Origin of the sequence: Pseudomonas sp. A6 (assembly GCF_052367875.1) — a bacterium.
In the GTDB taxonomy this organism is placed as follows: domain Bacteria; phylum Pseudomonadota; class Gammaproteobacteria; order Pseudomonadales; family Pseudomonadaceae; genus Pseudomonas; species Pseudomonas citronellolis.
On the sequence record NZ_CP198970.1, the window covers coordinates 6,333,141 to 6,358,408 of the forward strand.

The following is a 25,268-nucleotide window of genomic DNA, read 5'->3' on the forward strand; positions in this document are numbered from 1 at the left end:
TTGAGCAATCACGATTTAATCAACGTCAGGAGCAGGGATTCGGGAATAACCGCTACGCAGCGGGCCGAATCGGATGGGTAATACGTTAACGACCAGCCGGCCTCAGATAAATTCCCTGTCCTGGGAAACACCTTCAGCGAAAACGTAACAATCTGCGGGGAACTCTTGGGGAAGCTGCGATCATCGCGCGGCAACTTCCCCAAGAGAGCGGCGCATCAGAGGATCGACAGCGGATAGTCGACGATCAGCCGCAGTTCGTTGTTGTCGGCCTCGGCCTGGTCGGCGTTGCCGCGGTGGAAGGCCTGGCGCACACGGAAGGACAGGTCCTTGGCCGGGCCGGACTGGACCACGTACTTGGCTTCCACGTCGGTTTCGTGGTGGCTGCCGTCGCTGCCATAGCCGTAGCCGCGGTACGGGCTGTCGGCGGCCATGTGCTCGCCGTTGATGTTGGTGCCGTTGATGTAGCGGGCCATGAAGCTCAGGCCGGGCACGCCGTAGGTGTCCATCGCCAGGTCGTAGCGGGCCTGCCAGCTGCGCTCGCCCGGGCCGTTGAAGTCGGAGTACTGCACCGAGTTGGCCAGGAAGATCGAGTCGCCGGCGGCGCCCGCGCCGTTGTCGCCGAAGCCCACGTAGTCGAACGGGGTGTCGCCCTGCACCTTCTGGAAGGCCAGGGTCAGGGTGTGCGCCTGCAGGAAGGAGTAGGCGGTGGCGAACGACCAGGCGGTGTTGTCGATGCGCCCGGCCTTGGCCTGGCCGTAGTCGTTGGTGCGGTAGATGTTGAAGTCGAAGCCCAGCGACTGGTCGCCGCCCAGCGCCAGAGTGTAGTTGGCGTTGCCGTAGTACTGGCGCCAGATGTCTTCCAGCTCGGCGGCGTAGAGCGACACGCTCAGGTCCGGGGTGATGGCGTAGCGGCCGCCGACGAAGTCGGCGCTGTCGGCCTCGACGTTGGCGTAGGTGGCCCAGATGCCGCCGGTGTGGCTGGTGGTCACCGGGCTGGTGGCGGCGGTGTAGTGGCCGGCTTCCAGGTCCAGGCCCTGCAGCTCGCTGCTCATCAGCGCGAAGCCCTTGGCGGTCTGCGGCATCAGGCGGGTGCCGCCGGCGGCGAAGACCGGGGCGGTGGGCTGCATGTCGCCGAACTTCAACTCGGTCTTGGAGATGCGCACCTTCAGCGCGCCGCCGGCCTTGCCGTAGTCGTCCTCGGGGTTGCCGTGGCGGTCCACCGGGAGGTTGCCGGTGCCGGCGGTGCCGGAGCCGCCGTCGAGCTTGATGCCCAGGTAGCCGAAGGCGTCGACGCCGAAGCCGACGGTGCCCTGGGTGTAGCCGGAGCTGTAGGTGGCGAAGATGCCCTGGGTCCAGTCGCGCTGGTCGCCGGCGCCGTTCTTGCCGTCGTGGTTGTAGTAGAAGTTGCGCAGCAGCAGGTCGAGGTGGCTGTCCTCGAGGAAGCCCTTGGCGTCGGCCTGGTCGCTGACGAAGGGTTCGGCCTGGGCCAGTTGCATGGCGGCGGTGGAAACGGCGAGCACGAGCATGCTGCGTTTGAGGTGCTTCATGGAGTTGCCCCTTGAGTCTTGGAGTGCCGGCCAGTGGTTAGCGTGATGGCCGACTTTTCTTGTAGGCAGGCACAAATGTTCGGCCATGCGTAACAGTCATGGTCGAGCGAACGTAAGTTTCTGTAGTGGAAGTACTTCCGCGCCCCGCTCTATTCCCCTGGCGGAGTGGGGACATGATGCCGGATCGAAGCGCTATTTGAATCCGGATATGGACAAAGGTCTTTTAACAAATACGTAACAATTGTCAGACCTTGTCCGCGCGCCACGCGGCGCGCCTCAGCTCAGGCCGAGGGCTTCCAGCTGGCGCTGCAGGCGCCAGTCCATCACCTGGGCGGCGCCCATCGGGCGGCCGAAGTGGTAGCCCTGGGCGATGTCGCAGCCCAGCCGCGCCAGGGCGGTGGCCGTGGCCGCGTCCTCCACGCCTTCGGCCACCACCTGCATGCCGAAGTTGTGCCCGAGGGCGATGGTCGACTGCACGATCATGGCGTCGGAGAAGTTGTCGGCCATGCCGGAGACGAAGGTGCGATCGATCTTCAGCACCTGCACCGGCAGGCGCTTGAGGTAGGCCAGGGAGGAGTAGCCGGTGCCGAAGTCGTCGATCGACAGCGTCACCCCCAGGTCGCGGATCGCCTGCAGGCTGCGCAGGGCCATCTCCGGGTCTTCCAGCAGGGTGCCTTCGGTGACTTCCAGCTCGACCAGGGCGCCGGCGATGCCGTGGCGGGCCAGCAGGCCCTGCAGTTCGCTGACGAAGTGCGGGTTGCGCAGGTTGTTGGCGCTGATGTTCACCGCCATGCAGGTTTCCAGGCCGTGCTCGCTCCAGGCGCGCAGCTGGCGCAGGGCCTCGTCCAGCACCCAGCGGGTGAGCGGGTGGATCAGCTCGGTGGACTCGGCCATGGGGATGAATTCGCCGGGCGGGATCATGCCGCGCTCGGGGTGCTCCCAGCGCAGCAGGGCCTCGAAGCCGATCACCTGGCCGTCGGCCAGGCTCACCTTGGGCTGGTAGTGCAACTGCAGCCCGCCCTCGCGGATGGCCCGCCCCAGCCAGGTGTGCAAGGCCAGGCGCTCGGGGGTGTAGGTGTCGTCGCAGCGCTGGTAGAGGAGGAAGTCGCGGCGCCCGTGCTTGGCCTGGTACATGGCGATGTCGGCGCAGCGCAGCAGGTCGCCGGGGGTGTCGCCGTGGTCCGGGTAGAGAGCCACGCCGATGCTGGCCGACAACTCCAGCTGGATGCCGCCGGCGGACAGCGGCTGGCGCAGCACCCGGGCGATGCCCTGGCACAGCCCGGGCACGCCGCGCTCGTCGTCCAGCTCGCGGGTGATCACCGCCATCTCGTCGCCGCCCAGGCGGGCGATGCCGGCCTCCTGGGTGCGCAGCCAGGCGCCCAGGCGCGCGCCCACCTGCTGCAGCACGCTGTCGCCGTGCTGGTGGCCGAGGGTGTCGTTGACTTCCTTGAAGCGGTTCATGTCCAGCAGCAGGACGGCGAAGCGCTCGCCGCCGCGGGCGATGCGCTGCTCGATGTGGCGGCCCAGCCAGTAGCGGTTGGGCAGGCCGGTGAGCGAATCGTGGTTGGCCAGGTATTCCTGCTCGGCGAGGTAGCGCTTGCGTTCGGTGATGTCGTGCAGCACCACCAGCAACAGCGCGTTCTGCTGCCAGCTGAAGCGCGTGACGTGGGCCTCGCAGTCGAACGGCAGGCGGGTGTCGCGGCGCAGGAACTGCCACTCGCTGTCCACCTCGCGCAGCTCGCCGCTGAGCAGCCCTTCCAGGTTGGCGCGGCTGGCCACCAGCGACAGGCGCCCGTCAGGCTGGCACTCCGGCGACAGCTCCGAGGGCAGCAGGCCGATCAGGCGCTCCGGCGAGTCGACGCCGAACATGCTCGCGGCGCGTTCGTTGGTGGCGCGCACCCGGCCGTCCACGCCGATCAGCAGCACGCCGTCGTTGATGTTGGTGAACAGTTGGCGGTAGAAACGGCCGTTCTGGCTGATCTCGCCGATCAGCCGGCGCAGCTGCCAGGCGGAAAGGCCCAGGGCCAGGGCGCAGATGGCCAGCAGCACCGCGCTGAAGCCGGCGCGCTTGAGCCAGGGCAGCAGGTAGCTGGCCGAGGCCTGGCCGACCACCGCGTGGATCGGGAAGCTCGCCGAGGGCGCGTCGGCGAACAGCGACGGCTCGCCGCTGATGCTGCGGCCCTCGACCAGGGCGAAGTCCGAGCGGCCCAGGCGCGGGAACAGCGGCGACCACTCCGGCAGGCGGCGGCCGACGGAGTTCAGGGTGTCGGGGGTGCGGTAGAGCACGGTGCCGAAGTTGTCGAACATGCCAGCGTTCATGTGCTCGGCCAGGCCCAGGCGGCGCAGCAGGTCGCCGACGCGGTCGGTGTCGATCAGCGCGCCGACGCGCTGGGTGCGGCCGTCGGCGCCGCGCTGGCCGACGTACATCGGCAGCAGGAAGGCGCCGTTGGGGCCGCGCAGCGTGTGGCCGAAGGCCGGGCGCTCGCTGGCCGGCAGGTCGCCCAGGGCGAGCAGCGGGCGCAGGTGCTCCTCGGCCGGCTGGCCGTGGCCGTCCACGGCGTAGAGATGGCCGTCGCGGAGCACGAACAGGTAGGTCGACACCGGGTCGTAGCGCATCGCCTGCGCCAACTTCCCGCGCACCTGGCCGGCGTCGGCGACCTCGGCCAGGCCCTGCAGGTCTTCCGACACCGCGTAGATGCTGCCGTAGCTCTGCAGCAGCAGAGCGCTGATGTAGCCCTCCAGCGAGCGGGCCAGCGCCGAGAGGTTCTGCCGCACCTGGTCGGTGCTGCTGCGGTAGTCGCGGTACACGCTCCAGCCGCTCAGCCCGACCAGCAACGTGAGGACCAGCAGCACGCCGGCATAGAAGAGCACGCCGATGCGCTGCCGGCGCGAACCTCCCCGGGCGTGGGTGAAGACATCGAAATTGCTGGTCATGTAGATCCGTCTGTGACTGCAGCGAGAGTGTCGAACCCGGTTATGTCACTTAGCCATCATCCGATCAACCACCGGGCGGGTACCTGATGCCTATCGGCAGACCGGCGGCATTCCCCAGTACCGGCCGTCGAACGATGGGCGGGACGCTCTGCAACGCGCCCCGCCGGCCGTGAAACAGGGCGACCGCAAGGCCCGGGAAATGAAGCGCGGCGGCAGCGGACGCAGCGAGATCGGCAGAAATACCCTGTGCATGTTTCAACTGCTCTCGCGCACCATCAGTTCGAAGCCCAGGTCCTGCACCGGCTCGGCGATCGGCCGCGCGGCGATCAGCGCCAGCAGCGTCTCGGCGGCGCGGCGGCCGATGGCCTCGCGCGGGGTACGGATGCTGGACAGGCGCGGCACCATGTAGGCCGAGCTGGGCAGGTCGTTGAAGCCGACCACGGCGACCTGCCGCGGCACTTCGATGCCCTGGCGCAGCGCTTCCAGCAGGGCGCCCTGGGCCAGGTCGTCGTTGCCGAAGAAGATGCCTTCCACGTCCGGCCGCGCGGCCAGCAGCTGGCGGAACAGCTCGCCGCCCAGGCCCACCGAGGACGGCCGCGGCGTCAGCATCTCCAGCGCCGGGTCGTAGCAGCCGGCCTTCTGCAGGGCGCGGCGGAAACCCTCGCCGCGCAGCAGGGTGCGCTGGTCCAGCTGCGCGCCGACGTAGGCCAGGCGCTTGCGCCCGCCGGCCAGCAGGTGCTCGGCGGCGGCCATGCCCGCGGCGATCTGCGAGAAGCCCACGCAGTGCAGACCGGGGCTGTGGTCCAGGTCCATCATGTAGACGCAGGGCACGCCGCTGGCCTCGACCATCCGTCGCGCGCTCTCGGTGCGCTCGAAGCCGGTGAGCAGCAGGCCGCGCGGCTGGTAGGCCAGGTAGTTGCGGATCAGGTCTTCCTCTTCGTCGCGCGAGTAGTGGAAGTTGCCGATCAGCACTTCCAGGCCCTGGGGGCGCAGCACGCCGTGGATGGCTTCGAGGGTGTCGACGAACAGCTGGTTGGACAGCGACGGCACCAGCACCACCACGCTGTGGCTCTGCGCCGAGGCCAGCGCCCGCGCCGCGGGGTTGGCCACGTAGCCCAGCTCGGCGGCGGCCTCGCGGACCTTCAGCACCAGCGCCTCGGCGACGCTGCTGACGCCGCGCAGGGCGCGGGAGGCGGTGATGGGGCTGACGCCGGCGCGCTGCGCCACTTCGTTCAGGGTGGGGCGGCCGCTGGCGCGGGAGTGCTTGTCGTTCTTCTTCTGTGAGGACATCGGCTGGCTTGCCAAACGAAAATCGAGGCACTAAGGTAGCGCTGTCTCGCGAACCCGGCAATTGCCTGAAAGCCCCGGATCGCGCTGTGGCGGAAAAACCGCGGACACCATACGCAAGCACTAGAATGACAAGAAAGCGGAGGCAGCCCCATGCTCTTGGCTTCGACTCTTAAAGACAGCGCTGTCTCCCCACCGAGGTGCGATATGCTCCCCCCCATCCACGCCCTGCTGATCATGGGTGTCTCCGGTTGCGGGAAGACCAGCGTCAGCCAGGCGCTGTGCCGCGCCAGCGGCGCCCACGAGATCGAAGGCGACACCTTCCACCCGGCCGAGAACATCCGCAAGATGAGCGCCGGCATCCCCCTGACCGACGACGACCGCGCCGGCTGGCTGGCCACCCTGGCCGAGCTGCTGCGCCAGGCCGTAGCCGCCGGCCAGCGCCCGGTGCTGACCTGCTCGGCGCTCAAGCTGGCCTACCGCGAACGCCTGCGCGAGGCCGTGCCGGGCCTGGGCGTGGTGTTCCTCGAACTGCCCCGCGAGGAAGCCGCGCGCCGCGTCGCCGAGCGCCCCGGGCACTTCATGCCGGCGACCCTGGTGGACAGCCAGTTCGCCGCCCTGGAGCCGCCCCACGACGAACCGCTGACCCTCGCCGTCGATGCCACCCTGCCGGTGGAAATCATCGTCGAGCAGGCCCTGGCCTGGTGGCGCGCCCACGAGCCGGCCTGAACCGTTTTTTGCCGCGCGCTGAAGACAGCGCTATCCCAAAACGCCCGTAAAAACAACGACAAGGGAGCCCCGCCATGTTCGGTCTGTCCCACGACACCTATCTGCTGCTGGATGCGCTGGTCACCATCATCGGCCTGATCGTGCTGATCACCCGCTTCAAGATCCACCCCTTCCTCGCCCTGATCATCGCCGCCGGCTTCCTCGGCCTGACCTCGGGCATGCCCGTGGCGCAGATCGTCAAGGCCTTCCAGGACGGCTTCGGCGGGGTGCTCGGCTTCGTCGGGGTGATCCTCGCCCTGGGCACCATGCTCGGCAAGATGATGGCCGAGTCCGGCGGCGCCGATCAGATCGCCCGCACCCTGATCGACGCCTTCGGCGAGCGCAAGGTGCACTGGGCGATGATGCTGGCGGCCTTCCTGGTGGGCATCCCGCTGTTCTTCGAGATCGGCTTCATCCTGCTGATCCCGCTGGTGTTCATCGTCGCGCGGCGCAGCGGCGTGTCGCTGATCAAGATCGGCATCCCGCTGCTGGCCGGGCTTTCCGCGGTGCACGGGCTGGTGCCGCCGCACCCGGGGCCGCTGCTGGCCATCGGCGTGTTCGGCGCCGACATCGGCAAGACCATCCTCTACGGCCTGATCGTCGCGCTGCCCACCGCGGCCATCGCCGGCCCGCTGTTCGGCGCCTGGATCGCCCGGGTGATCCCCGGCAGCCCGTCCGAGGAACTGGTGGCGCAGATCGCCCATGAGCCGGAGACCAGCAACCTGCCCAGCTTCGGCATCACCCTGCTGACCGTGCTGCTGCCGGTGTTCCTGATGCTGCTGAAGACCTTCGCCGACGTGCTGCTGCCCGACGGCCACGCCTTCCGCGCCTGGATGGACATGATCGGCCACCCGATCACCGCCCTGCTGCTGGCGCTGCTGCTGGCCCTGTACACCTTCGGTTACGCCCGCGGCTTCGGCTCGCAGCAGATTCTCAAGCTGCTCGACCAGAGCCTGGCGCCCACCGCGGCCATCGTGATGATCATCGGCGCCGGCGGCGGCTTCAAGCAGATGCTGGTGGCCAGCGGCGTGGGCGACGTGATCGGCCACCTGGCCGTGCACGCGCAGATTTCGCCGATCCTGCTGGCCTGGCTGGTGGCGGCGGTGATCCGCGTCGCCACCGGTTCCGCCACGGTCGCCACCATCACCGGCGCCGGCATCGTGGTGCCGGTGGTGGGCATGATCCCAGGGGTCAACCGCGAGCTGCTGGTGCTGGCCACCGGCGCCGGCTCGCTGATCCTCTCCCACGTCAACGACGCCGGGTTCTGGCTGGTCAAGCAGTACTTCAACATGAGCGTCGCCGAGACCTTCAAGACCTGGACGGCCATGGAGACCATCCTCTCCGTGGTCGGCCTGGTGTTCATCCTGCTGCTTTCGCTGGTGGTCTGAGGACCACCGGCTTCCCCCGTGAAAGGAGTACCGCCGATGTCCACCCGAGCCCGCGACCCCAAGCCTTCCCCCGCCAACGACTGGCCGCGCGACTTCGACGTGCGCGAGCGCTATGCCGAGCAGCAGGAGCTGCTCGGCGAGGCCCGGGCGCCAGCCGCGCCCCGGCCGTCCGGCCGCGCCCGCTGAAAGCCCCTCGCCGGGCTTTCCGACGAACGCAAGCTGAAACGATTCACCTTCAGGCCGATCCAGGCTAAAAACAACATTCCGGGCGCCCTTCCCTTCTGCCCCAGCGGCGCCCGTTCCTGAGGGAGGAACCATGAGCCACAACCTCGACACCCTGTTCCCCGCCATCGACGACATCCCCGAGGCCTGGCGCCCCGACGCCCCGGTCGAGCAACGCGACTACCTGGTGAACGGCCAGCTGCGCCGCTGGGACGGTCCGCTGGCGCCGGTGCGCAGCCCGATCTTCCTGAAGAGCGCCGAGGGCGAACGCCAGGTGATCCTCGGCAGCACCCCGCTGCTGGACGCCGACGCCGCGCTGGCCGCCCTCGACGCCGCCGTGGCCGCCTACGACAACGGCCAGGGCCTGTGGCCCAACCTGCGGGTGGCCGAGCGCATCCAGCACGTGGAGACCTTCCTGGCGCGCATGCGCGAGCAGCGCGAGGCGGTGGTGCGCCTGCTGATGTGGGAGATCGGCAAGAACCTCAAGGATTCGGAGAAGGAATTCGACCGCACCTGCGACTACATCGTCGACACCATAGACGCGCTCAAGGACCTGGACCGCCGCTCCAGCCGCTTCGAGCTGGAACAGGGCACCCTCGGCCAGATCCGCCGCGTGCCGCTGGGCGTGGCGCTGTGCATGGGCCCGTACAACTATCCGCTGAACGAGACCTTCACCACGCTGATCCCGGCGCTGATCATGGGCAACACCGTGGTGTTCAAGCCGGCCAAGTTCGGCGTGCTGCTGATGCGCCCGCTGCTGGAGGCCTTCCGCGACAGCTTCCCGCCGGGGGTGATCAACATCATCTACGGCCGCGGCCGCGAGACCGTCTCGGCGCTGATGGCCAGCGGCAAGGTCGACGTGTTCGCCTTCATCGGCACCCACAAGGGCGCCGCCGACCTCAAGCGCCTGCACCCGCGCCCGCACCGCCTGCGCGCGGCCCTGGGCCTGGACGCGAAGAACCCCGGCATCGTCCTGCCGCAGGTGGACCTGGACAACGCCGTGGAGGAAGCCATCACCGGCGCGCTGTCGTTCAACGGCCAGCGCTGCACCGCGCTGAAGATCCTGTTCGTCCACGAAAGCGTGCTGCAGGGCTTCCTCGACAAGTTCAGCGCGCGCCTGGCCCAGCTCAAGCCGGGCATGCCCTGGGAGCCGGGCGTGGCGCTGACGCCGTTGCCCGAGCCGGGCAAGGTGGACTACCTCAACGGCCTGCTGGCAGATGCCCTGGAGAAAGGCGCCAGGGTGATCAACGCCGGTGGCGGCCAGTCGCGCGAGAGCTTCTTCTACCCGGCGCTGCTCAGCCCGGTGACGGCGCGGATGCGCCTGTACCACGAGGAGCAGTTCGGCCCGCTGGTGCCGGTGGTGCCGTACCGCGAGCTGGAGGAAGTGATCGACTACGTGCTGCAGTCCGACTACGGCCAGCAGCTGAGCCTGTTCGGCAGCGACCCCGAGCAGGTCGGCCGGCTGGTGGACGCCTTCGCCAACCAGGTCGGCCGCATCAATATCAACGCCCAGTGCCAGCGCGGCCCGGACAGCTACCCGTTCAACGGCCGCAAGAACTCCGCCGAGGGCACCCTGTCGGTGCACGACGCGCTGCGCACCTTCTCCATCCGCACCCTGGTGGCGACGCGCTTCAATGCCGCCAACAAGGCGCTGATCAGCGAGATCATCCAGGGCCGCGAGTCGAACTTCCTGACTACCGACTACATCTTCTGAAGCCTGCGCAGGCGCCGCCTCAGATGCGGATCAGTGTCTCGGTCGGCGGCGCCTGTTCGTTCAGTTCCTCCACCTGCAGCGCGTAGGGACGGCGCAGGCGCAGCCGCTCGGCATCGCAGAGCAGCGGGCCCTGGGCGTCCTCGGCGCCAAAGGGGTCGTCACGCAACACGCCGGTGATGCGCCCCTGGCGGAACAGCTCGCGGATCGCCAGCAGGTTGTTCTCGCGCTGCCCGCTCAACTCGGCGAGCGAGCGCGGCTGGCTTTCGGACAGCTGGCACAGCACCGACACCAGCAGCGCCTGCGTAAGTCTGGGCCCCATGGAAGCTCCCCTGTGCAGCCATGAAAACGGTCCTGGCACTATGCGGACGAATTCTTAAAGAATGCTTATCCGGCCGTTTCCATGGCCATCGTTGGTTTCAGTCCAGGCCGTTGTCGCGGTCCTGCTCCAGGCGCGCCAGGCGCTCCTCCAGAGCGGCCACGCGGGCCTCCAGCTCAAGGATGCGCGCCTCGTCCTGCACGCTGTGCTCGCCGCGCGGCGCCGGGGCGCCACGGCCGCTGGCGGCGATGGCCGCCTCGCGGTCGGCGGCACTGCCCAGCAGGTGCATGTAGCGGTCCTCGCGCTGGCCGCTCTGGCGTTCCAGCTGCACGGCGAAGCCGCGGGCGGCCAGGCGTTCCAGCTGGTGGCGGACTTCCTCGGTGTCGTCGAAATCGTGCATGCGCATGCTGCGGGTGAGCAGCTCGTTGAGCGTCTGCGGGCCGCGCAGGAACAGCAGGCCGAGCAGCACCCACTGCGGCTTGACCAGCTCCAGCGCCTTGTCCAGGCGCTGCTCCCAGCGGTCGGCGCGGCTGCCCATCACCAGGCGCACCATCTCCAGGCCCTCCAGCCTGCGCAGGGCCTGGCCGACCTGGCCGGGGTTGAGGTCCATCACCGGCTCGCGGCTGGTCTTCTGGTTGCAGGCGGTGACCAGGGCGTTGAGCGTCAGCGGATAGGTTTCCGGGGTGGTCAGCTGCTTCTCGATCAGGCTGCCGAGCACGCGGATCTCCACCGCGCTGAGGGGGTCGCGCTCGGGCAGGCTTGTGGATTCTTCGTTCATGTTGTTTCCAAGGGTCGCGTCGAGGCCCTTAGCCTAGCCGCGTCCGTCGGCTTTGGCACCCTCCATGGCGTCGCGCCTCACAGCGGGCCGGCCTGCAGGCGGCTGACCGGCAGCGCTTCGCAGGCGACTATTGGCACTGGCGAGGGCTTAAGATATGGTCTCATATGTATTATTCGGCTCGCCTCCCCGGCGGCCACCCACACCACAACAACGATCAGGAGCGACCCCACCATGACCCAAGCGACCCGAGCCGACTGGGAAGCCCGCGCCAGCCAACTGCGCATCGAAGGCCGCGCCTTCATCGACGGCCAGTACCGCGACGCCGCCGACGGCGCCACCTTCGACTGCCTCAGCCCGGTGGACGGGCGCCTGCTGGCCAAGGTCGCCAGCTGCGACGCCGCCGATGCCGAGCACGCCGTGCAAAGCGCCCGCGCCGCCTTCGAGGCAGGCACCTGGTCGCAGCAGGCGCCGGCCGCGCGCAAGGCCGTGCTGGTGCGCTTCGCCGAGCTGCTGGAGGAGCACGCCGAGGAGCTGGCGCTGCTGGAAACCCTGGACATGGGCAAGCCCATCGGCGATTCGCTGAACGTCGACCTGCCCGGCGCGGTGGACAGCCTCCGCTGGAGCGGCGAGGCCATCGACAAGGTCTACGACGAAGTGGCCGCCACCCCGCGCGACCAGCTCGGCCTGGTCACCCGCGAAGCGGTGGGCGTGGTCGCCGCCATCGTGCCGTGGAACTTCCCGCTGATGATGGCCAGCTGGAAACTCGGCCCGGCCCTGGCCACCGGCAACTCGGTGATCCTCAAGCCGTCCGAGCGCTCGCCGCTGACCGCCATCCGCATCGCCCAGCTGGCGCTGGACGCCGGCCTGCCCAAGGGCGTGCTCAACGTGCTGCCGGGCTACGGCCACACCGTGGGCAAGGCCCTGGCGCTGCACATGGACGTGGACACCGTGGTGTTCACTGGCTCGACCAAAATCGCCAAGCAGTTGCTGGTCTACGCTGGCGAATCGAACATGAAGCGCGTGTGGCTGGAGGCCGGCGGCAAGAGCCCGAACATCGTCTTCGGCGACGCTCCGGACCTGCAGGCCGCCGCCGAGTCCGCGGCCGCCGCCATCGCTTTCAACCAGGGTGAAGTCTGCACCGCGGGCTCGCGCCTGCTGGTGGAAAAATCCATCAAGGCGCAGTTCGTGCCCATGGTGGTGGAAGCCCTGAAAGGCTGGAAAGCCGGCCACCCGCTGGACCCGGACACCAACGTCGGCGCCCTGGTGGACGGCCGCCAGTTGGAGCAGGTGCTGGGCTACATCGAGGCCGGCAAGGCCGAGGGCGCCCAGCTGATGACCGGCGGCCGCCAGGTACTGGAGGAAACCGGCGGCACCTACGTGGAGCCGACGCTGTTCGACGGCGTGAGCAACGCCATGAAGATCGCCCGCGAGGAAATCTTCGGCCCGGTGCTCTCGGTGATCGAGTTCGAAGGCGCCGAGGAAGCCATCCGCATCGCCAACGACACCCAGTACGGCCTGGGCGCGGCGGTCTGGACCCGCGACATCACCAAGGCCCACCAGACCGCCCGCGCCCTGCGCGCCGGCAGCGTGTGGGTGAACCAGTACGACGGCGGCGACATGACCGCGCCCTTCGGCGGCTTCAAGCAGTCGGGCAATGGCCGGGACAAGTCGCTGCATGCGTTCGATAAGTACACCGAGTTGAAGGCGACCTGGATCAAGCTCTGAGGCGGCGCTTGCCGGCTGCGGTGAGGCGCCTTTCGTAGGAGCGAGCAAGCTCGCTCCTACGGTCCAGGCCGGCGAGGCTCCTCATAGGATGGGTTGAGCTTGCGAAACCCATGCGGCCGCGGTGATGGGTATCGCTTCGCTCAACGCCATCCTACGAAAAGCTGTGCTTCCTGGCACCGTAGGAGCGGGCCCTGCCCGCGATTCGCGCGCAGGGCGCGCTCCTACAGTGGGCACGGTGCTGGGGCAATCCGTAGGAGCGGATCTCATCCGCGAATCGCGCCGGAGATGACGGCTATCGCGGAGAAGCTCCGCTCCTACAAAAGCACCAAGCCCCCAATCACAACCGCCCCAGAAAATCCCCCAGCAACCCCCGGCAATTCCCCTTGTTCACCCCCTCCCGCTCGGCAATCTCCGCACGAATCCGCTCCGGCAAATCCCCCGCTTCGGCCATAAAGCGCCGGCCCTCCTCGCTGCGCCGCCAATAGGCGATCCAGGTATCGAACATCGCCGTATCGATCTCCGGGTGGAACTGCACGCCCAGGCTGCGCCCATGGCTGTAGGCCTGGGGCGCCAGTTCGGTGGCACCCAACAGGGTGGCACCCGGCGGCGGAGTGAAGGCATCGAAGTGGAAGTTCAGCCACGGACCGCGGAAGGCCCAGTCCGCCTGCGGGGTGTCGATGGGCGTCCAGCCGATCTCGGCCTGGCGGTTGCGGTACACCTCGCCGCCCAGGGCGCGGGCCAGCAGCTGGCTGCCGAAGCAGATGCCCCAGGTCGGCACGCCGCGCGCCTGCACGGCCTTCAGCCAGGCCAGCTCGCCGCCCAGCCAGGGCACGCGGTGGTCGTAGGCCGACTCGGGGCTGCCCAGCACCAGCAGCAGTTCCAGGCTCTCCGGCGGCGGCAGGCCTTCCTCTACGCAGCGCAGTTCCAGGTCGATGCCCTGCTCGGCGAACAGCTCCGGCAGGCAGCCGGCGACGTCGGCGGCGTCGTGCAGCACGGCGATGGCACGGGATGGTTTCATGGCGCTTTCTCCTTAAAAGATTTTAAAACAGATTTTTTATTTGCCTCATCCGCTGCGCTGAAACCCGCATGAAACCTGGACCCTCGCTTTCACGAGCAACCAAACCCCACCCAAAAGGCACCGGAAAGGCGAAAAAAGCCTGTTGAAAACTATGAAACCATATTTTAAATTCAAATCCATCCCCCGCCGTCCACCGACGGCGGATGGCGGCGCCGCCCGGCATCGCCCATCACAACAACAGCGCACCGCCCACTGGCGGCAAGCGCCAGAACGGAGGTGTCCGAATGACCACCAGCGCCCCTACCCGCCTCGATGACGCGCCCTACCTGGATGTCAGCGATCCGAGCTTCTCCATCCGCTCCCAGGCGGTGATGGATGCCCGCGCGCAAAGCTGGTTCGCCCGCACGCCCTATGGCATCGCCGTGCTGCGCTACGACGAGGTGAACAAGCTGCTGCGCGACCAGCGCCTGCGCCAGGGCAGCTACGCCTGGCCCGCGCACAACAACGCCAGCGGCAGCTTCGCCGACTGGTGGATGCGCATGCTGCTGAGCAAGGAAGGCGCCGACCATTCGCGCTTGCGCCGCCTGGCCAACCCGGCCTTCGCGCCCAAGCTGGTGAAGCAGATGATGCCGGACTTCCAGCGCCTGGCCGGCGACCTGATCGCGCAGTTCGAAGGCCGCGGCGAGTGCGAGTTCGTCAGCGAGTTCGCCGAACCCTACGCCACCCAGGTGATCTGCCTGCTGCTCGGCCTGCCGATCAGCGAGTGGAAGGGCCTGGCCGACCTGGCGGTGGAGATGGGCCTGGCCCTGGGCGTGACCTTCAAGCGCGACGAGGCGCGCATCAACGCCGCCACCGACAAGCTGTTCGGCTACGCCCGCCAGGCGGTGGAAGCGCTCAAGCGCAACGGCCTGGGCGAGGACTTCCTCAGCAGCCTGGTGCGCGCCAACGAAGAGGACAAGAACGCCCTCAGCGACCAGGAGCTGTACGACATGATCGTCCTGGCGATCTTCGGCGGCATCGACACCACCCGCAACCAGCTCAGCCTGGCCATGGACACCTTCCTCCAGCACCCCGCGCAATGGGAGCTGCTGGGCAACGACGCGGAACTGGCCCGCGCCGCCGTGGAAGAAGTGATGCGCGTGCGCCCGACCGTCACCTGGGTCACCCGCGAGGCGCTGGAAGACTTCGAATACCAGGGTCTGCACATCGCCAAAGGCACCACCGTGCACCTGTTCAGCCAGGCCGCCGGCAGCGACCCGCACGCCTTCGAGGACGCCAGCTTCGACATCACCGCCAAGCGCCTGCCGCACTTCGGCTTCGGCGCCGGCGCGCACCACTGCATCGGCCACTTCATCGCCCGCGGCGACATGACCGCGGCCCTGGCCCTGCTCGCCCAGCACCTGAAGCACCCGGCGCCCAACGGCGAGGCCGAATGGCTGCCGGACAGCGGCAACACCGGCGCCACCCGCCTGCCGATCCGCTTCGACGCGGTGCCGGCGAAATGAACGCCCCCAGCATAGCCATCGTCGGCAGCGGGCCCTCGGCCTGCTACCTGGCCCAGGCCCTGCGCAAGCACTGGGCGGACGCGCAGATCGTGCTGATCGAGCGTCTGCCCGCGCCCTTCGGCCTGGTGCGCTACGGCGTGGCGCCGGACCACCAGGGCACCAAGGCGGTGTGCCGGCAGTTCGAGCGGCTGTTCAAGCGCGAAGGCGTGGCATTCCTCGGCAACCTGGAAGTGGGCCGCGACCTGTCCCTGGAGCAATTGCGCGAGGCCTTCGACCTGGTGGTGCTCGCCACCGGCCTGTACGGCGACCGCCGCCTGGGCATTCCCGGCGACGAGCTGCCCGGCGTCTACGGCTCCGGCCGCGTCACCCGGCTGTTAAACGGCCACCCGGACGAACAGGGCTTCGCCCCGGCGTTCGGCCGCCGCGTGGCCATCGTCGGCAACGGCAACGTGGCCATCGACGTGCTGCGCCTGCTGGCCAAGTCGGCCGAGGACTTCGCCGGCTCCGACATCGCCGAGGCGCCGCTGCAGGCGCTGCTGGCCGAAGGCGTGGAGCGCATTGACATCCTCGGCCGTTCGCCCGCCGCCCAGGCCCGCTTCGACCCGGTGATGCTGCGCGAACTCGGCAAGCTGGCCGGGGTGCGCATCCGCATCGAGGACCTGCCGCCGGCAGACGCCCCCTGTGCCGATGCCGCCGAGCAGGCGCGCCTGGACGTGCTGCGCGCGCTGGCCGCGCAGGAGCAGCCGGTGGCGGGCCGCGAACTGGTCTTCCACTTCGGCTGGACACCCCAGGCCATCCACGGCGCCGCAAGCGTCGAAGCCCTGGAGCTGCGCCACGTCGACGGCCGCGAACTGCGCCTGGAGGTGGACAGCCTGGTCAGTGCCATCGGCTTCGAGGAAGCGGCCGACGGCCTGCTGCAACGCGATGCCCTGCTGGGCGCCAGCGCCGACCTCAAACGGGGCCGCCTGGACGAGGGCCTGTACTGCGTCGGCTGGCTGCGCCGCGGCCCGCGCGGGACCATCCCGGAGAACCGCCAGGACGCCCGCCTGGTCGCCGAAGCCATGGTCGCCGACCAGCAGGCCGCGCCGCGCAGTGGCCGCCCCGGGCTCACCGCCCTGCCCGCCGGGCTGCGCGAACGTGGCGTCGGCTACGCCCAGTGGCAGCGCATCGACCACGCCGAAACCCGGGCCGCCGCCCCCGGCCGCGTGCGCCGCAAGATCACCGACCGCGCCGGCATGCTCGCCATCGCCCGCAGCCCCCAGGAGAACCCCGCATGAACATCCTCATCCTCTTCGGCACCGAGACCGGCAACGCCGAGATGGTCGCCGACGACCTCGCCGACGCTATGGGCGCCGACTATCCCACCCAGGTCCGCGACATGGCCGCGTTCGACCCGGCCGGGCTGAACCCGCAGGACTTCCACGTCATCGTCTGCTCCACCTACGGCGACGGCGAGCTGCCCAACAGCGCCCAGCCGTTCCACGCCGCGCTGCAAGGCCAGCGCCCGGACCTGGCCGGCCTGCGCTTCGCCACCTTCGGCCTGGGCGACAGCTTCTACGAGACTTTCAACCGCGGCAGCCGGATCATCGCCGATGCCCTGGTGGAACTGGGCGCGCAGCAGGTCGGCGAACACGGCCAGCACGACGCCTCCAGCGGCGAGCTGCCCGGCGACGCGGCGCTGGCCTGGGCCAAGGGCCTGCTCGGGCAGATCTGAGGAGAACGCCATGCGCCTGTGCATCATCGAGAACGGCCTGATCCCCGAGGAACTGCAGGACGCTTTCGGCAGCTACCCGGCGATGATCGAAAGCTGGCTGGCCCCGGCGCTGCCCGAGGCGGACTTCACCTACGTCTCGGCGGTGCGCGGCGAGCCGCTGCCCGAGGCCACCGCCTTCGACGGCTACCTGCTGACCGGCTCGCGCCACAGCTGCTACGAGCACAGCCCCTGGATGCTGCATCTGGTGGCCCTGTTGCGGCGCCTGCGCAGCCTGCGCCGGCCGGTGTTCGGCATCTGCTTCGGGCACCAGATCATGGCCGACGCCTTCGACGGCCGCACCACCCGCGCCGAGGTCGGCTGGGGCGTCGGCGCCCAGGCCTACCGGTACGACGCCGAGGGCCTGGAGGACGCGGCCACCCTGGTGTTCCACCAGGACCAGGTCAGCAGCCTGCCGCCGCAGGCGCGGGTGGCCGGCGGTTCCGCGCATTGCCCGCACGGCGTGCTGGAGTACGCCTTCCCGGCGCGCTCGGTGCAGTTCCACCCGGAGTTCAGCGTGGACTACCTGGCCGCCCTGCTCGACCGCTATGGCAACGGCCTGCTACCGGCGGACGTCACCGCGCGGGCCTGGGAATCGCTGCGGCGGCTGAGCCCGGACAACCGGCAGATCGCCCGCTGGGCCGCCGCCTTCTTCCGCGAACACGCCCGCCCGGCCTGTTCCCCGTTCATCCCCTAGCCCGGCACTTCGCAGAGAGGTTCCGTTCTTCGCCCAAAAACATATAAACACAGTTTGTAAATTTAAATTCATCCGCCATCGCAGCGTGCCTTGCCTGCCGCTGCCCGAGGAGAACCCCGAAATGACAGCGCTCGATCTACACAAGGAATACAACACCAGCTCCGCCGTCGCCCAGGATCTCGCCGCGCGCATCCGCGAATCCGGCGTGGAGTACCTGTACTACCAGGTGGTCACCCTCAGCGGCCGCGTGCTGGCCAAGGTGGTGCCGGCCAAGCACCTGCTGCGCAACCTGGAGAAGGGCGTGCAGTTCCACCGCACCGCGCTCTCCGACCTGCAGAGCACCCGCGCCGGCGTGCTGCTCGGCGGCGGCGCCCAGGCCGCGGAGTTCACCGCCATCCCCGACGTCGGCAGCTTCAACGTGCTGCCCTGGGACAAGTCCATCGGCAGCTTCTTCTGCCGCCTGTACGAGCCCGACCACCGCCAGGAAGTGGCCGGCCAGGTGCTGGCCACCGACGCCCGCGGCCTGCTGATCGACAGCCACAAGGCCTTCACCGCCGGCACCGGGCTGAGCCTGAAGACCGGCTGCGAACCGGAGATGACCTGGTTCGGCGACAAGCTGGAGGTCAAGGTGCGCCCCGGCGCCAGCCCGGCCTACCACCTGGGCAACCTGGAGACCATGCGGCCGATCTTCCAGCGCGTGATGCAGTACGCCGGCGCCATGGGCCTGGACATGATCGAGGGCGACTACGAGGACCCGGGCCAGCTCGAACTGAACTGGATGTTCGACGACTGCCACCTCACCGCCGACCGCCTGGTGACCTACCGCCTGATCTGCCGCCAGGTGGCCAACGAGTTCGGCGTGCGCGCCAGCTTCATGCCCAAGCCCACCACCGGCAGCATGGGCAGCGGCTGCCACCACAACTTCAGCCTCTGGCGCGGCGAGCAGAACGTGCTGGCCGAAGCCGGCCGCCGCGAACTGCACCTGACCGACACCGGCCGCCACGCCCTCGGCGGCCTGCTGGCCCACGCCCCCGGCTCGATGCTGGTGATGGCTTCCACCGTGAACTCCTACAAGCGCTTCTGGGACGCCGGCCTGTTCGCCCCCAACCGCCTGAACTGGGGCATGGACAACAAGACCTGCACCGTGCGCCTGTCGGCCAACGGCCGCCTGGAATACAAGCTGCCCGACGCCAGCGTGAACCCCTACCTATCGCACACCCTGCTGCTGGCCGGCATCCGCGACGGCCTGGAAAACCGCACCGACCCGGGCGCCCCGGACAACAGCGACAGCATCCCCGCCGCCCGCGAGAACGTGCGCATGCCGATGACCCTCGGCGAAGCCGTGCAGGCCTTCGACGAAGACGCCGTGGTGCGCGGCGCGCTGCCACCGGCGATGGCCGAGCTGTACCGCGACCTCAAGGCCGACGAGTGGGCGCGCTACTGCTCCGTCGTCACCGAGTGGGAAGCCAAGATGTACATGGACTACCTGCCATGAGCGGCGTATTGCGCGTTCTCTGCGCCGACCTGCCGGCCCCGCCGCTGTTCCACAAGGATGCCGAGGGCTATCGCCACGGCTACGAGTCCGACGTCGCCCGCGCCCTGGCCAGGCGCCTGGGCCGCGAAGCGCAGTTCGTCTACCGCAACTGGGCGGACTTCTACCCGGCGCTGCAGGCCGGCGACGCCGACATCCTGCTGTGCGGCCAGGGCATCTCCAACTACCGCCTGACCCTCGCCGACTTCACCGCGCCCTACGCGGTGTTCGACGAGGCGGTGATGGTGCTGCGCGGCAGCCTGGTGCGCAGCCCGGCGGACCTGGTCGGCAAGCGCGTCGGGGCGATCGCCAACAGCCTCAACATGGCCCTGGCGGAAACCTTCGAAGGCTGCGTCACCGTGCCCTTCGGCGGCGACACCGACGACGTGCTCGGCGACATGGTCCGGGCCCTGCGCGAAGGCCATATCGACGCCCTGGTGGACGACGACGTGGCGCTGGTGCCCCTGGCCGAGGAGCCCGACCTGGCCATCGGCTTCAGCGTGCCCACCCACAACCGCTGGGGCATCGCGGTGAAGCGCGGCCAGGGGCCGTGGCTGGACGAGGTGGACAGCGCCCTGGCGGCGCTGAAGGCCGACGGCGAACTGCAACGCATCTGGCAACAGTGGATGCCGAGCCTGGCCTACCCGTTCTGACACAACTCGCGGCAATCGGCCGCCCCCTGGGGCGGCCGCTTTCTACATTGAACTCTGAGTATGAGGTTATACTGCGCCAGCCCCTCACCCTCTCCGGCCCTTACAGGAGTTCTGGCTCCGGCGCCCAGCCCCCGCCGCGGCCGCAACGCAGCATGAATGGATCCTCACCCACCGCTCCCGGCCCCTTCATCCGCCTGCGCCAGGAAGGCCGCACCGAAGAGGTCGTGCGCCGGCTGATGGACGCCATCGACCTCGGCCTGTTCGCCGAGGGCCAGCAACTGCCCAGCGAGACCGAGCTGGCCATGCAGTTCGGCGTGGCCACCGTGACCCTCCGCGAAGCCCTGGCCTACCTGCGCCAGCGCGGCGTCATCGAGACCCGCCGCGGGCGCAACGGCGGCAGCTTCATCCGCGCCATCGAGGAAATCCCCGCCGAGATCGTCTTGAGCCGCCTCGACGAGCTGAGCACCATCGACCTGCGCGACCTCTGCGACGAACACATCGCCATTTCCGGCACCGCCGCGCGCCTGGCCGCCCGCCGCGCCTCCCGCGAGCACCACCAGCACCTGGCGCAGTACATCGAGACCCTGGGCAAGGCCACCACCCGCCACGAACGCCGTCGCGCCGACGCGCGCTTCCACATCGAGATCGCCGTGGCCTCGCAGTCGGTGCGCCTCACCCACGCGGAAATCCGCCTGCAGGCGGAGATCGGCGAGCTGCTCTGGCTGCCGGTGCCCGGCGCGCCCGGCGTGGAAACCATCCAGCAGGAGCACACGGCGATCCGCGAAGCGATAGTCGCCGGCGACCCGAACCTGGCCGGCGCCCTGGTCGAGGCCCACGTCAACCGCGGCGTGAAACGCCTGATCGACATGAAGCTGGAACTCCTGGCCCAGGAAGCGCCCTAGGCCGAACGGCCCCACGTAGGAGCGCGCCCTGCGCGCGAATCGCGGACAAGGTCCACTCCTACCCCCACGGCAAATATGACACCCATCGCCTGGCCGCATGGGTTTCGCCAAGGCTCAACCCATCCTACGAAAAGCGCCTCGGTGCAATCGGCAAGACAGTTGCTCCCACATCGGCTGGCGACGTCTTTCGTAGGATGGTGTTGAGCGAAGCGATACCCATCGCCAAGGCAGCATTCACAGCTCAACCCACCCTACGTGGAAGTTGACTGCGTACACCTGTAGGAGCGGGCCCTGCCCGCGATTCGCGCGCAGGGCGCGCTCCTACAGGTGGATTCGGAGCCAATTGGCACAACCCTTGCCCTGTTTTTCCCCTACAAACCTCTGATTTAGGATTTTTATCCGCCGGAGGTCCGCTTCCCCTTAGAACAAGAGACTCCAGGCCATGGCGAGCGCAGTGTGTGAAACCCCGTTGGACGAGTGCGCCCAGCGCATCGACGTGTCGATCAGTAACATCTTTGCCCAGATCGACACCCTGGCCAACGCCATCGACAGCATCTGGCGCGAGGCCGACGGCAGGCCCGTGGATTCCGCCGACCTGGCCAGCCTGCGGCCGCTGATCGAAGGCTGCCTGACGCAGCCCGGCGCCTGCCTGCAGGGTTGCGGCGTGGTGCTGCAGCCGGGCGTGCTGCGCGACAAGGAGATGTACCTGGAGTGGCGCCAGCTGGGCGCCGGCGGGCGCACCGTGCCGCTGAGCCTGAACTTCAACCGGCGCAGCGAGAACTTCTACGACTACTGCGCCATGCCCTGGTTCGCCATCCCGCGCGACAGCGGGCGCAGCAGCGTGGTCGGTCCTTACGTCGACCTCTACGGCCAGGACATGTACATCCTCACCTTCTCCCGCCCGCTGCTGCTGGAGGGGCGCTTCCTCGGCGTGGCCGCCGCGGACATCGCGCTGAACCGCTTCGAGCGGGTGGTCACCGCCAAGCTCATGCGCCTGGAGCACGAGGCGCTGATCCTCAGTGGCGAGGGCCGGGTGGTGGCGGCCAACACCGCCAACTTCATCGCCGGCGAGATAGCCAGCCTCGGCCTGGCCAGCGATACCCGCTGCCAGCGCGCCAACCTGGCCGAGCAGTCCGCCCACTGGACCCTGGTGCAACTGCCGGAGAAGCGCCACCGCGCAGCCTGAGCCCGCCAGTGCTCCCGAAGGGAGCAATGCGGCGTTACTCCGCCCTATTTTCGTCCCCCGCCGGGGCGCTGAACGGCCCTGGCGGCCCCGTCGCCCGGGCCGTTGCGCGCAAGAGCCCGCCGCTCTAACTCCAGCCTTCCCATCGTCCAGCGCAGAGAGCCCAATAAAACATTTTAAATCATATGTAATATGGCATAGGCTGTGCTTGCTCCACGCAGGCGGCCGCCGCTGTTACCCCGGCCCGGCCGCCCCGGTTTTCACCGCTGCCGCCACACGCCGTGGGCAGCGGGCTCCCAGTCCCGATCCATCTGTTCAATGCCGACGTGCATAGCCATACAGGAACAATAACGATGAACAGTCCGATCCAACCCGGCATCGCCCCGGTCGACCGCGATGCGGAACAGCTCCGCGCGCTGGGCTATTCCTCCAACTTCGAACGCAGCATGAGCCTGTGGCAGAACTTCGCCCTGGGCTTCACCTACCTGTCGCCGGTGGTCGGCGTGTACAGCATCTTCGGCCTGTGCCTGGCCGCCGGCGGGCCGCCGATGTTCTGGTCGTACCTGCTGGTGGGCCTGGGGCAGATGCTGGTGTGCCTGATCTTCTGCGAGGTGGTTTCGCAGTTCCCGATCTCCGGCGGCGTGTACCCCTGGGCCCGACGCCTGGTGGGCAAGCGCTGGGCGTGGATGGTCGGCTGGATCTACTCGGTGTCGCTGTGCGTGACCATCGCCGCGGTGGCCCTGGGCGCCGGCCCCTACGTCGCCACGCTGCTCGGCTTCGAGGCCGACCCGGCGACCAACACCCTGATCGGCCTGGGCCTGACGCTGGTCGCCACCCTGCTCAACCTCAGCGGCACCAAGCTGCTGGCGCGGGTGGCCATGTTCGGCTTCCTCTGCGAGCTGATCGGTGCCATCGTCATCGGCGGCTACCTGCTGATCTTCGAACGCCACCAGCCGATCTCGGTGCTGTTCAACACCTTCGACATCCGCATCGACGGCGCCTACTGGCCGGCGTTCCTCACCGCCTCCCTGGCCGGCATGTTCCTCTACTACGGCTTCGAGGCCTGCGGCGACGTCGCCGAGGAAACCCCGAACCCCAGCCGGCGCATTCCCAAGGCCATGCGCATGACCATCTGGATCGGCGGCGGCGCCTCGATGTTCGCCGCCCTGGCGCTGATCCTCGCGGTGCCGGACATCGGCGCGGTGATCTCCGGCGCCGACAAGGACCCGATGACCACCATCTTCGACGGCGCCTTCGGCCCGCTCGGCGCGCGCCTGGTGATGCTGGTGATCCTGGTGTCGTTCGTCTCCTGCGTGCTCAGCCTGCAGGCCGCCGCCAGCCGCCTGCTGTACTCCTACGCCCGCGACGAGATGGTCATGGGCAGCCGCCTGCTGCAGCGCCTGTCGCCCAACACCCACGTGCCCACCGCGGCCCTGGTGGTGTGCGGGGTGATCCCGGCGATCATCGTGTGCATCGGCTTCTACCTGCAGAACGCCATCGGCACCGTGGTCAGCTTCGCCGCCATCGGCATCTACCTGGCCTTCCAGATGATCGTCGGCGCCGCCCTGTTCGCCCGCCTGCGCGGCTGGAAGCCCAGCGGCGCCTTCACCCTGGGCAAGTGGGGCTGGCCGGTGAACATCGCCGCCCAGGTCTACGGCCTGCTGGCGATCATCAACATGTCCTGGCCGCGCACGCCGGACGCGCCCTGGTACATCAACTACGGGATCATCCTGGTGGGCACCATCGTGATCGCCGTGGGGCTGGTGTACATGACGGTGTTCAAGCCCTATGACAAGGGCACTGCGCCGGCTGGGGATGCCTGGAAGCTGGCCCGGCATTGAGGCCTGGCCTGAAGAAGAACGCCCGGTGAATGCCGGGCGTTTCTTTTTGAGGAGGGGTCAAGGGCTGGGGAGAGGGAGCGGAGCCCGCCCGATACACCGCAGCCACCGGATAGCGAGGTAGGGCGTTATCCGCCGAATCGCGGACAGAGTTGCTCCTACGGTTACAGGGAGGCTCGGGCGTAGGAGCGGACTTTGTCCGCGATTGGGCTCACCGTGCGCCCTACGGATTCCCGGCGCTCACCCCACGATCGCCTCGAACCCCTGGCGGATCTGCTCCTCCGGCAGGTTGTCGCCGATGAACACGATCACGCTCTCGCGCGCCTCCTCGCCCCAGGGCGTGTCCCAGTCGAAGCCGTACAGCCGCAGCACGCCCTGGAACACCAGGCGGCGTTCCTCGCCCTGGATGTTCAGCACGCCCTTGTAGCGCAACAGCGAGTTGCCGTGCCATTGCAGCAGGTCGTCCATGAATTCGCTCAGGCGCTCGATGTTCAGCGGCTTGTCGCTGCGCAGCACCAGGGTGCGGATGCGGTCGTCGCTGGCCGCCACCGGACGCAGCGGCTGCAGCGGGCGCAGGCCGAGGTCGGCGTTGAGGTTGAAGCCGCGCACGTCGAGCAGGCGTTCCAGTTCGATGCGGCCATGGTCCACCGGGTACAGCTCGGCGCGGCGGTTGATGTGTTGCAGGCGTTCGGCCAGGGCCTGGTACTGCTCGACGCTGACCAGGTCGCGCTTGCTCACCAGGATGCGGTCGCCGAAGCCGACCTGGGCCTGGGCGATGGCCTCCTGCAGGTGACGGTCGGCGTTGGCGGCGTCCACCAGGGTGATGATGCCGTCGAGCAGGTAGCGCTCGCGCAGCGTCTCGTCGACGAAGAAGGTCTGCGCCACCGGCGCCGGGTCGGCCAGGCCGGTGCATTCGATCACCAGGCGGTCGAAGGCGATCTCGCCGCTGTCGCGCTGCTCCAGCAGCAGGTACAGCGAACGCTCCAGGTCGTTGTTGATGGTGCAGCAGACACAGCCGTTGGACAGCGTCATGACCTGCGCCGGGGCATCGCCCAGCAGTTGGCCGTCGATGGGGGCGTCGCTGAATTCGTTCTCGATCACCGCGATCTTCAGGCCGTGTTCGGCCTGCAGGATGTGGCGCAACAGGGTGGTCTTGCCGGCGCCGAGGAAGCCGGTGAGCACGGTCACCGGAATCTGCGCGGGCACTACGGAATCACTCATGGGAACCATCCGGGCAGGAAAATGAAAACGGGCCGCTCGCTGGCGGCCCGTCCGTTTATACACCCATCCGCGGCTTCAGCAGCAACGGATCGGTCGCCCCTTGCCGCCGCCGTAGCGTGCCTCCTGGCGTTCGCGGAAGAACTCCTTGTAGCTCATCACCGGCTTGTCCGGGTGCTTGCTGCGCATGTGCTCGACATAGGTGTCGTAGTCGGGCATGCCCACCAGCATCCTGGCGGCCTGCCCGAGGTACTTGCCCATGCGACTGAGGTCATTGAACACGTGTCACCTCCT

Annotated in this window: 22 protein-coding genes; 14 read left to right on the top strand and 8 right to left on the bottom strand. The window is 68.6% G+C overall.

Translation table 11 applies throughout. The features are described 5' to 3' along the window. Positions 1-215 precede the first annotated feature (215 nt). The 3 genes from ACTWJ5_RS27900 to ACTWJ5_RS27910 all read right to left on the bottom strand — a co-directional run bounded on the left by ACTWJ5_RS27900 (position 216) and on the right by ACTWJ5_RS27910 (position 5,771). Positions 216-1,547: an OprD family porin gene (locus ACTWJ5_RS27900; RefSeq protein ID WP_116425900.1), complete on the bottom strand. Its 1,332-nt coding sequence runs from the start codon at positions 1,545-1,547 to the stop codon at positions 216-218. A 276-nt stretch (positions 1,548-1,823) separates the two neighbouring features. Continuing rightward, positions 1,824-4,481 carry a bifunctional diguanylate cyclase/phosphodiesterase gene (locus tag ACTWJ5_RS27905; RefSeq protein WP_444436965.1) on the bottom strand — a complete coding sequence of 886 codons (2,658 nt, stop codon included), beginning with the start codon at positions 4,479-4,481 and terminating at the stop codon, positions 1,824-1,826. Positions 4,482-4,736: 255 nt separating this feature from the next. After that, positions 4,737-5,771, bottom strand: coding sequence for a LacI family DNA-binding transcriptional regulator (locus tag ACTWJ5_RS27910; protein WP_253411290.1), 1,035 nt, complete (start codon positions 5,769-5,771; stop codon positions 4,737-4,739). A 204-nt stretch (positions 5,772-5,975) separates the two neighbouring features. Here ACTWJ5_RS27910 and ACTWJ5_RS27915 point away from each other — a divergent pair, with 204 nt between their 5' ends. The 4 genes from ACTWJ5_RS27915 (at position 5,976) to ACTWJ5_RS27930 (ending at position 9,860) form a co-directional block, all read left to right on the top strand. Then, entirely contained in the window at positions 5,976-6,497 is a 522-nt protein-coding gene (locus ACTWJ5_RS27915; RefSeq protein ID WP_024128099.1) for a gluconokinase, read from the top strand. Positions 6,498-6,571: 74 nt separating this feature from the next. Next, entirely contained in the window at positions 6,572-7,924 is a 1,353-nt protein-coding gene (locus tag ACTWJ5_RS27920) for a GntP family permease (RefSeq protein WP_058070069.1), read from the top strand. Between the two features lie 36 nt (positions 7,925-7,960). Then, positions 7,961-8,110 carry a hypothetical protein gene (locus ACTWJ5_RS27925; protein WP_181926053.1) on the top strand — a complete coding sequence of 50 codons (150 nt, stop codon included), beginning with the start codon at positions 7,961-7,963 and terminating at the stop codon, positions 8,108-8,110. A gap of 130 nt (positions 8,111-8,240) precedes the next feature. Beyond that, complete coding sequence (locus tag ACTWJ5_RS27930; protein WP_074981226.1) at positions 8,241-9,860, top strand: NADP-dependent glyceraldehyde-3-phosphate dehydrogenase; 1,620 nt, start codon at positions 8,241-8,243, stop codon at positions 9,858-9,860. Between the two features lie 19 nt (positions 9,861-9,879). Here the strand turns inward: ACTWJ5_RS27930 and ACTWJ5_RS27935 are convergent, their stop codons facing one another. Both ACTWJ5_RS27935 and ACTWJ5_RS27940 read right to left on the bottom strand, forming a co-directional pair. After that, a complete protein-coding gene (locus ACTWJ5_RS27935) occupies positions 9,880-10,179 on the bottom strand; it encodes a hypothetical protein (protein WP_423359355.1) in 300 nt (99 codons plus the stop codon). 97 nt (positions 10,180-10,276) lie between these two features. Next, a complete protein-coding gene (locus tag ACTWJ5_RS27940) occupies positions 10,277-10,954 on the bottom strand; it encodes a YceH family protein (protein WP_444436967.1) in 678 nt (225 codons plus the stop codon). A 231-nt stretch (positions 10,955-11,185) separates the two neighbouring features. Here ACTWJ5_RS27940 and ACTWJ5_RS27945 point away from each other — a divergent pair, with 231 nt between their 5' ends. Beyond that, a complete protein-coding gene (locus tag ACTWJ5_RS27945; protein WP_116425904.1) occupies positions 11,186-12,679 on the top strand; it encodes an aldehyde dehydrogenase in 1,494 nt (497 codons plus the stop codon). A gap of 337 nt (positions 12,680-13,016) precedes the next feature. On the opposite strand, the gene ACTWJ5_RS27950 is transcribed toward ACTWJ5_RS27945, so the two are convergent. Beyond that, entirely contained in the window at positions 13,017-13,697 is a 681-nt protein-coding gene (locus ACTWJ5_RS27950; protein WP_444436968.1) for a type 1 glutamine amidotransferase, read from the bottom strand. 284 nt (positions 13,698-13,981) lie between these two features. On the opposite strand from ACTWJ5_RS27950, the gene ACTWJ5_RS27955 reads away from it, so the two are divergent. From ACTWJ5_RS27955 to ACTWJ5_RS27995, 9 genes are all read left to right on the top strand, one after another. Next, positions 13,982-15,202, top strand: a complete 1,221-nt coding sequence (locus ACTWJ5_RS27955; RefSeq protein WP_043268890.1) for a cytochrome P450 — start codon at positions 13,982-13,984, stop codon at positions 15,200-15,202. Then, complete coding sequence (locus ACTWJ5_RS27960; RefSeq protein ID WP_444436969.1) at positions 15,199-16,479, top strand: FAD-dependent oxidoreductase; 1,281 nt, start codon at positions 15,199-15,201, stop codon at positions 16,477-16,479. Before ACTWJ5_RS27955 ends, ACTWJ5_RS27960 begins: the two co-directional genes overlap by 4 nt. After that, positions 16,476-16,916: a flavodoxin domain-containing protein gene (locus ACTWJ5_RS27965; protein ID WP_074981214.1), complete on the top strand. Its 441-nt coding sequence runs from the start codon at positions 16,476-16,478 to the stop codon at positions 16,914-16,916. Before ACTWJ5_RS27960 ends, ACTWJ5_RS27965 begins: the two co-directional genes overlap by 4 nt. A 10-nt stretch (positions 16,917-16,926) precedes the next feature. Then, positions 16,927-17,649, top strand: coding sequence for a type 1 glutamine amidotransferase (locus ACTWJ5_RS27970; RefSeq protein ID WP_253392559.1), 723 nt, complete (start codon positions 16,927-16,929; stop codon positions 17,647-17,649). 121 nt (positions 17,650-17,770) lie between these two features. Further along, entirely contained in the window at positions 17,771-19,144 is a 1,374-nt protein-coding gene (locus tag ACTWJ5_RS27975) for a glutamine synthetase family protein (RefSeq protein ID WP_444436970.1), read from the top strand. Further along, positions 19,141-19,833: a substrate-binding periplasmic protein gene (locus ACTWJ5_RS27980; RefSeq protein WP_058070077.1), complete on the top strand. Its 693-nt coding sequence runs from the start codon at positions 19,141-19,143 to the stop codon at positions 19,831-19,833. Before ACTWJ5_RS27975 ends, ACTWJ5_RS27980 begins: the two co-directional genes overlap by 4 nt. A 152-nt stretch (positions 19,834-19,985) precedes the next feature. After that, positions 19,986-20,735 (top strand): FadR/GntR family transcriptional regulator, encoded by a 750-nt coding sequence (locus tag ACTWJ5_RS27985; protein ID WP_116425909.1) that lies wholly within the window; start codon positions 19,986-19,988, stop codon positions 20,733-20,735. A gap of 442 nt (positions 20,736-21,177) precedes the next feature. Continuing rightward, a complete protein-coding gene (locus ACTWJ5_RS27990) occupies positions 21,178-21,921 on the top strand; it encodes a cache domain-containing protein (protein WP_009613135.1) in 744 nt (247 codons plus the stop codon). 350 nt (positions 21,922-22,271) lie between these two features. Further along, positions 22,272-23,759 carry an APC family permease gene (locus ACTWJ5_RS27995; RefSeq protein WP_444436971.1) on the top strand — a complete coding sequence of 496 codons (1,488 nt, stop codon included), beginning with the start codon at positions 22,272-22,274 and terminating at the stop codon, positions 23,757-23,759. 237 nt (positions 23,760-23,996) lie between these two features. Here ACTWJ5_RS27995 and yjiA read toward each other — a convergent pair whose 3' ends face one another. Next, positions 23,997-24,977 (bottom strand): GTPase, encoded by a 981-nt coding sequence (gene yjiA, locus ACTWJ5_RS28000; protein WP_444436972.1) that lies wholly within the window; start codon positions 24,975-24,977, stop codon positions 23,997-23,999. Between the two features lie 75 nt (positions 24,978-25,052). Next, positions 25,053-25,256 carry a YbdD/YjiX family protein gene (locus ACTWJ5_RS28005; RefSeq protein ID WP_249918706.1) on the bottom strand — a complete coding sequence of 68 codons (204 nt, stop codon included), beginning with the start codon at positions 25,254-25,256 and terminating at the stop codon, positions 25,053-25,055. Positions 25,257-25,268 lie beyond the last annotated feature (12 nt).

Coding starts and splice junctions, on each gene's coding strand:
- ACTWJ5_RS27900 (WP_116425900.1), bottom strand. CDS start 1,547: ATGAAGCACCTCAAACGCAGCATGCTCGTGCTCGCCGTTTCCACCGCC.
- ACTWJ5_RS27905 (WP_444436965.1), bottom strand. CDS start 4,481: ATGACCAGCAATTTCGATGTCTTCACCCACGCCCGGGGAGGTTCGCGC.
- ACTWJ5_RS27910 (WP_253411290.1), bottom strand. CDS start 5,771: ATGTCCTCACAGAAGAAGAACGACAAGCACTCCCGCGCCAGCGGCCGC.
- ACTWJ5_RS27915 (WP_024128099.1), top strand. CDS start 5,976: ATGCTCCCCCCCATCCACGCCCTGCTGATCATGGGTGTCTCCGGTTGC.
- ACTWJ5_RS27920 (WP_058070069.1), top strand. CDS start 6,572: ATGTTCGGTCTGTCCCACGACACCTATCTGCTGCTGGATGCGCTGGTC.
- ACTWJ5_RS27925 (WP_181926053.1), top strand. CDS start 7,961: ATGTCCACCCGAGCCCGCGACCCCAAGCCTTCCCCCGCCAACGACTGG.
- ACTWJ5_RS27930 (WP_074981226.1), top strand. CDS start 8,241: ATGAGCCACAACCTCGACACCCTGTTCCCCGCCATCGACGACATCCCC.
- ACTWJ5_RS27935 (WP_423359355.1), bottom strand. CDS start 10,179: ATGGGGCCCAGACTTACGCAGGCGCTGCTGGTGTCGGTGCTGTGCCAG.
- ACTWJ5_RS27940 (WP_444436967.1), bottom strand. CDS start 10,954: ATGAACGAAGAATCCACAAGCCTGCCCGAGCGCGACCCCCTCAGCGCG.
- ACTWJ5_RS27945 (WP_116425904.1), top strand. CDS start 11,186: ATGACCCAAGCGACCCGAGCCGACTGGGAAGCCCGCGCCAGCCAACTG.
- ACTWJ5_RS27950 (WP_444436968.1), bottom strand. CDS start 13,697: ATGAAACCATCCCGTGCCATCGCCGTGCTGCACGACGCCGCCGACGTC.
- ACTWJ5_RS27955 (WP_043268890.1), top strand. CDS start 13,982: ATGACCACCAGCGCCCCTACCCGCCTCGATGACGCGCCCTACCTGGAT.
- ACTWJ5_RS27960 (WP_444436969.1), top strand. CDS start 15,199: ATGAACGCCCCCAGCATAGCCATCGTCGGCAGCGGGCCCTCGGCCTGC.
- ACTWJ5_RS27965 (WP_074981214.1), top strand. CDS start 16,476: ATGAACATCCTCATCCTCTTCGGCACCGAGACCGGCAACGCCGAGATG.
- ACTWJ5_RS27970 (WP_253392559.1), top strand. CDS start 16,927: ATGCGCCTGTGCATCATCGAGAACGGCCTGATCCCCGAGGAACTGCAG.
- ACTWJ5_RS27975 (WP_444436970.1), top strand. CDS start 17,771: ATGACAGCGCTCGATCTACACAAGGAATACAACACCAGCTCCGCCGTC.
- ACTWJ5_RS27980 (WP_058070077.1), top strand. CDS start 19,141: ATGAGCGGCGTATTGCGCGTTCTCTGCGCCGACCTGCCGGCCCCGCCG.
- ACTWJ5_RS27985 (WP_116425909.1), top strand. CDS start 19,986: ATGAATGGATCCTCACCCACCGCTCCCGGCCCCTTCATCCGCCTGCGC.
- ACTWJ5_RS27990 (WP_009613135.1), top strand. CDS start 21,178: ATGGCGAGCGCAGTGTGTGAAACCCCGTTGGACGAGTGCGCCCAGCGC.
- ACTWJ5_RS27995 (WP_444436971.1), top strand. CDS start 22,272: ATGAACAGTCCGATCCAACCCGGCATCGCCCCGGTCGACCGCGATGCG.
- yjiA (WP_444436972.1), bottom strand. CDS start 24,977: ATGAGTGATTCCGTAGTGCCCGCGCAGATTCCGGTGACCGTGCTCACC.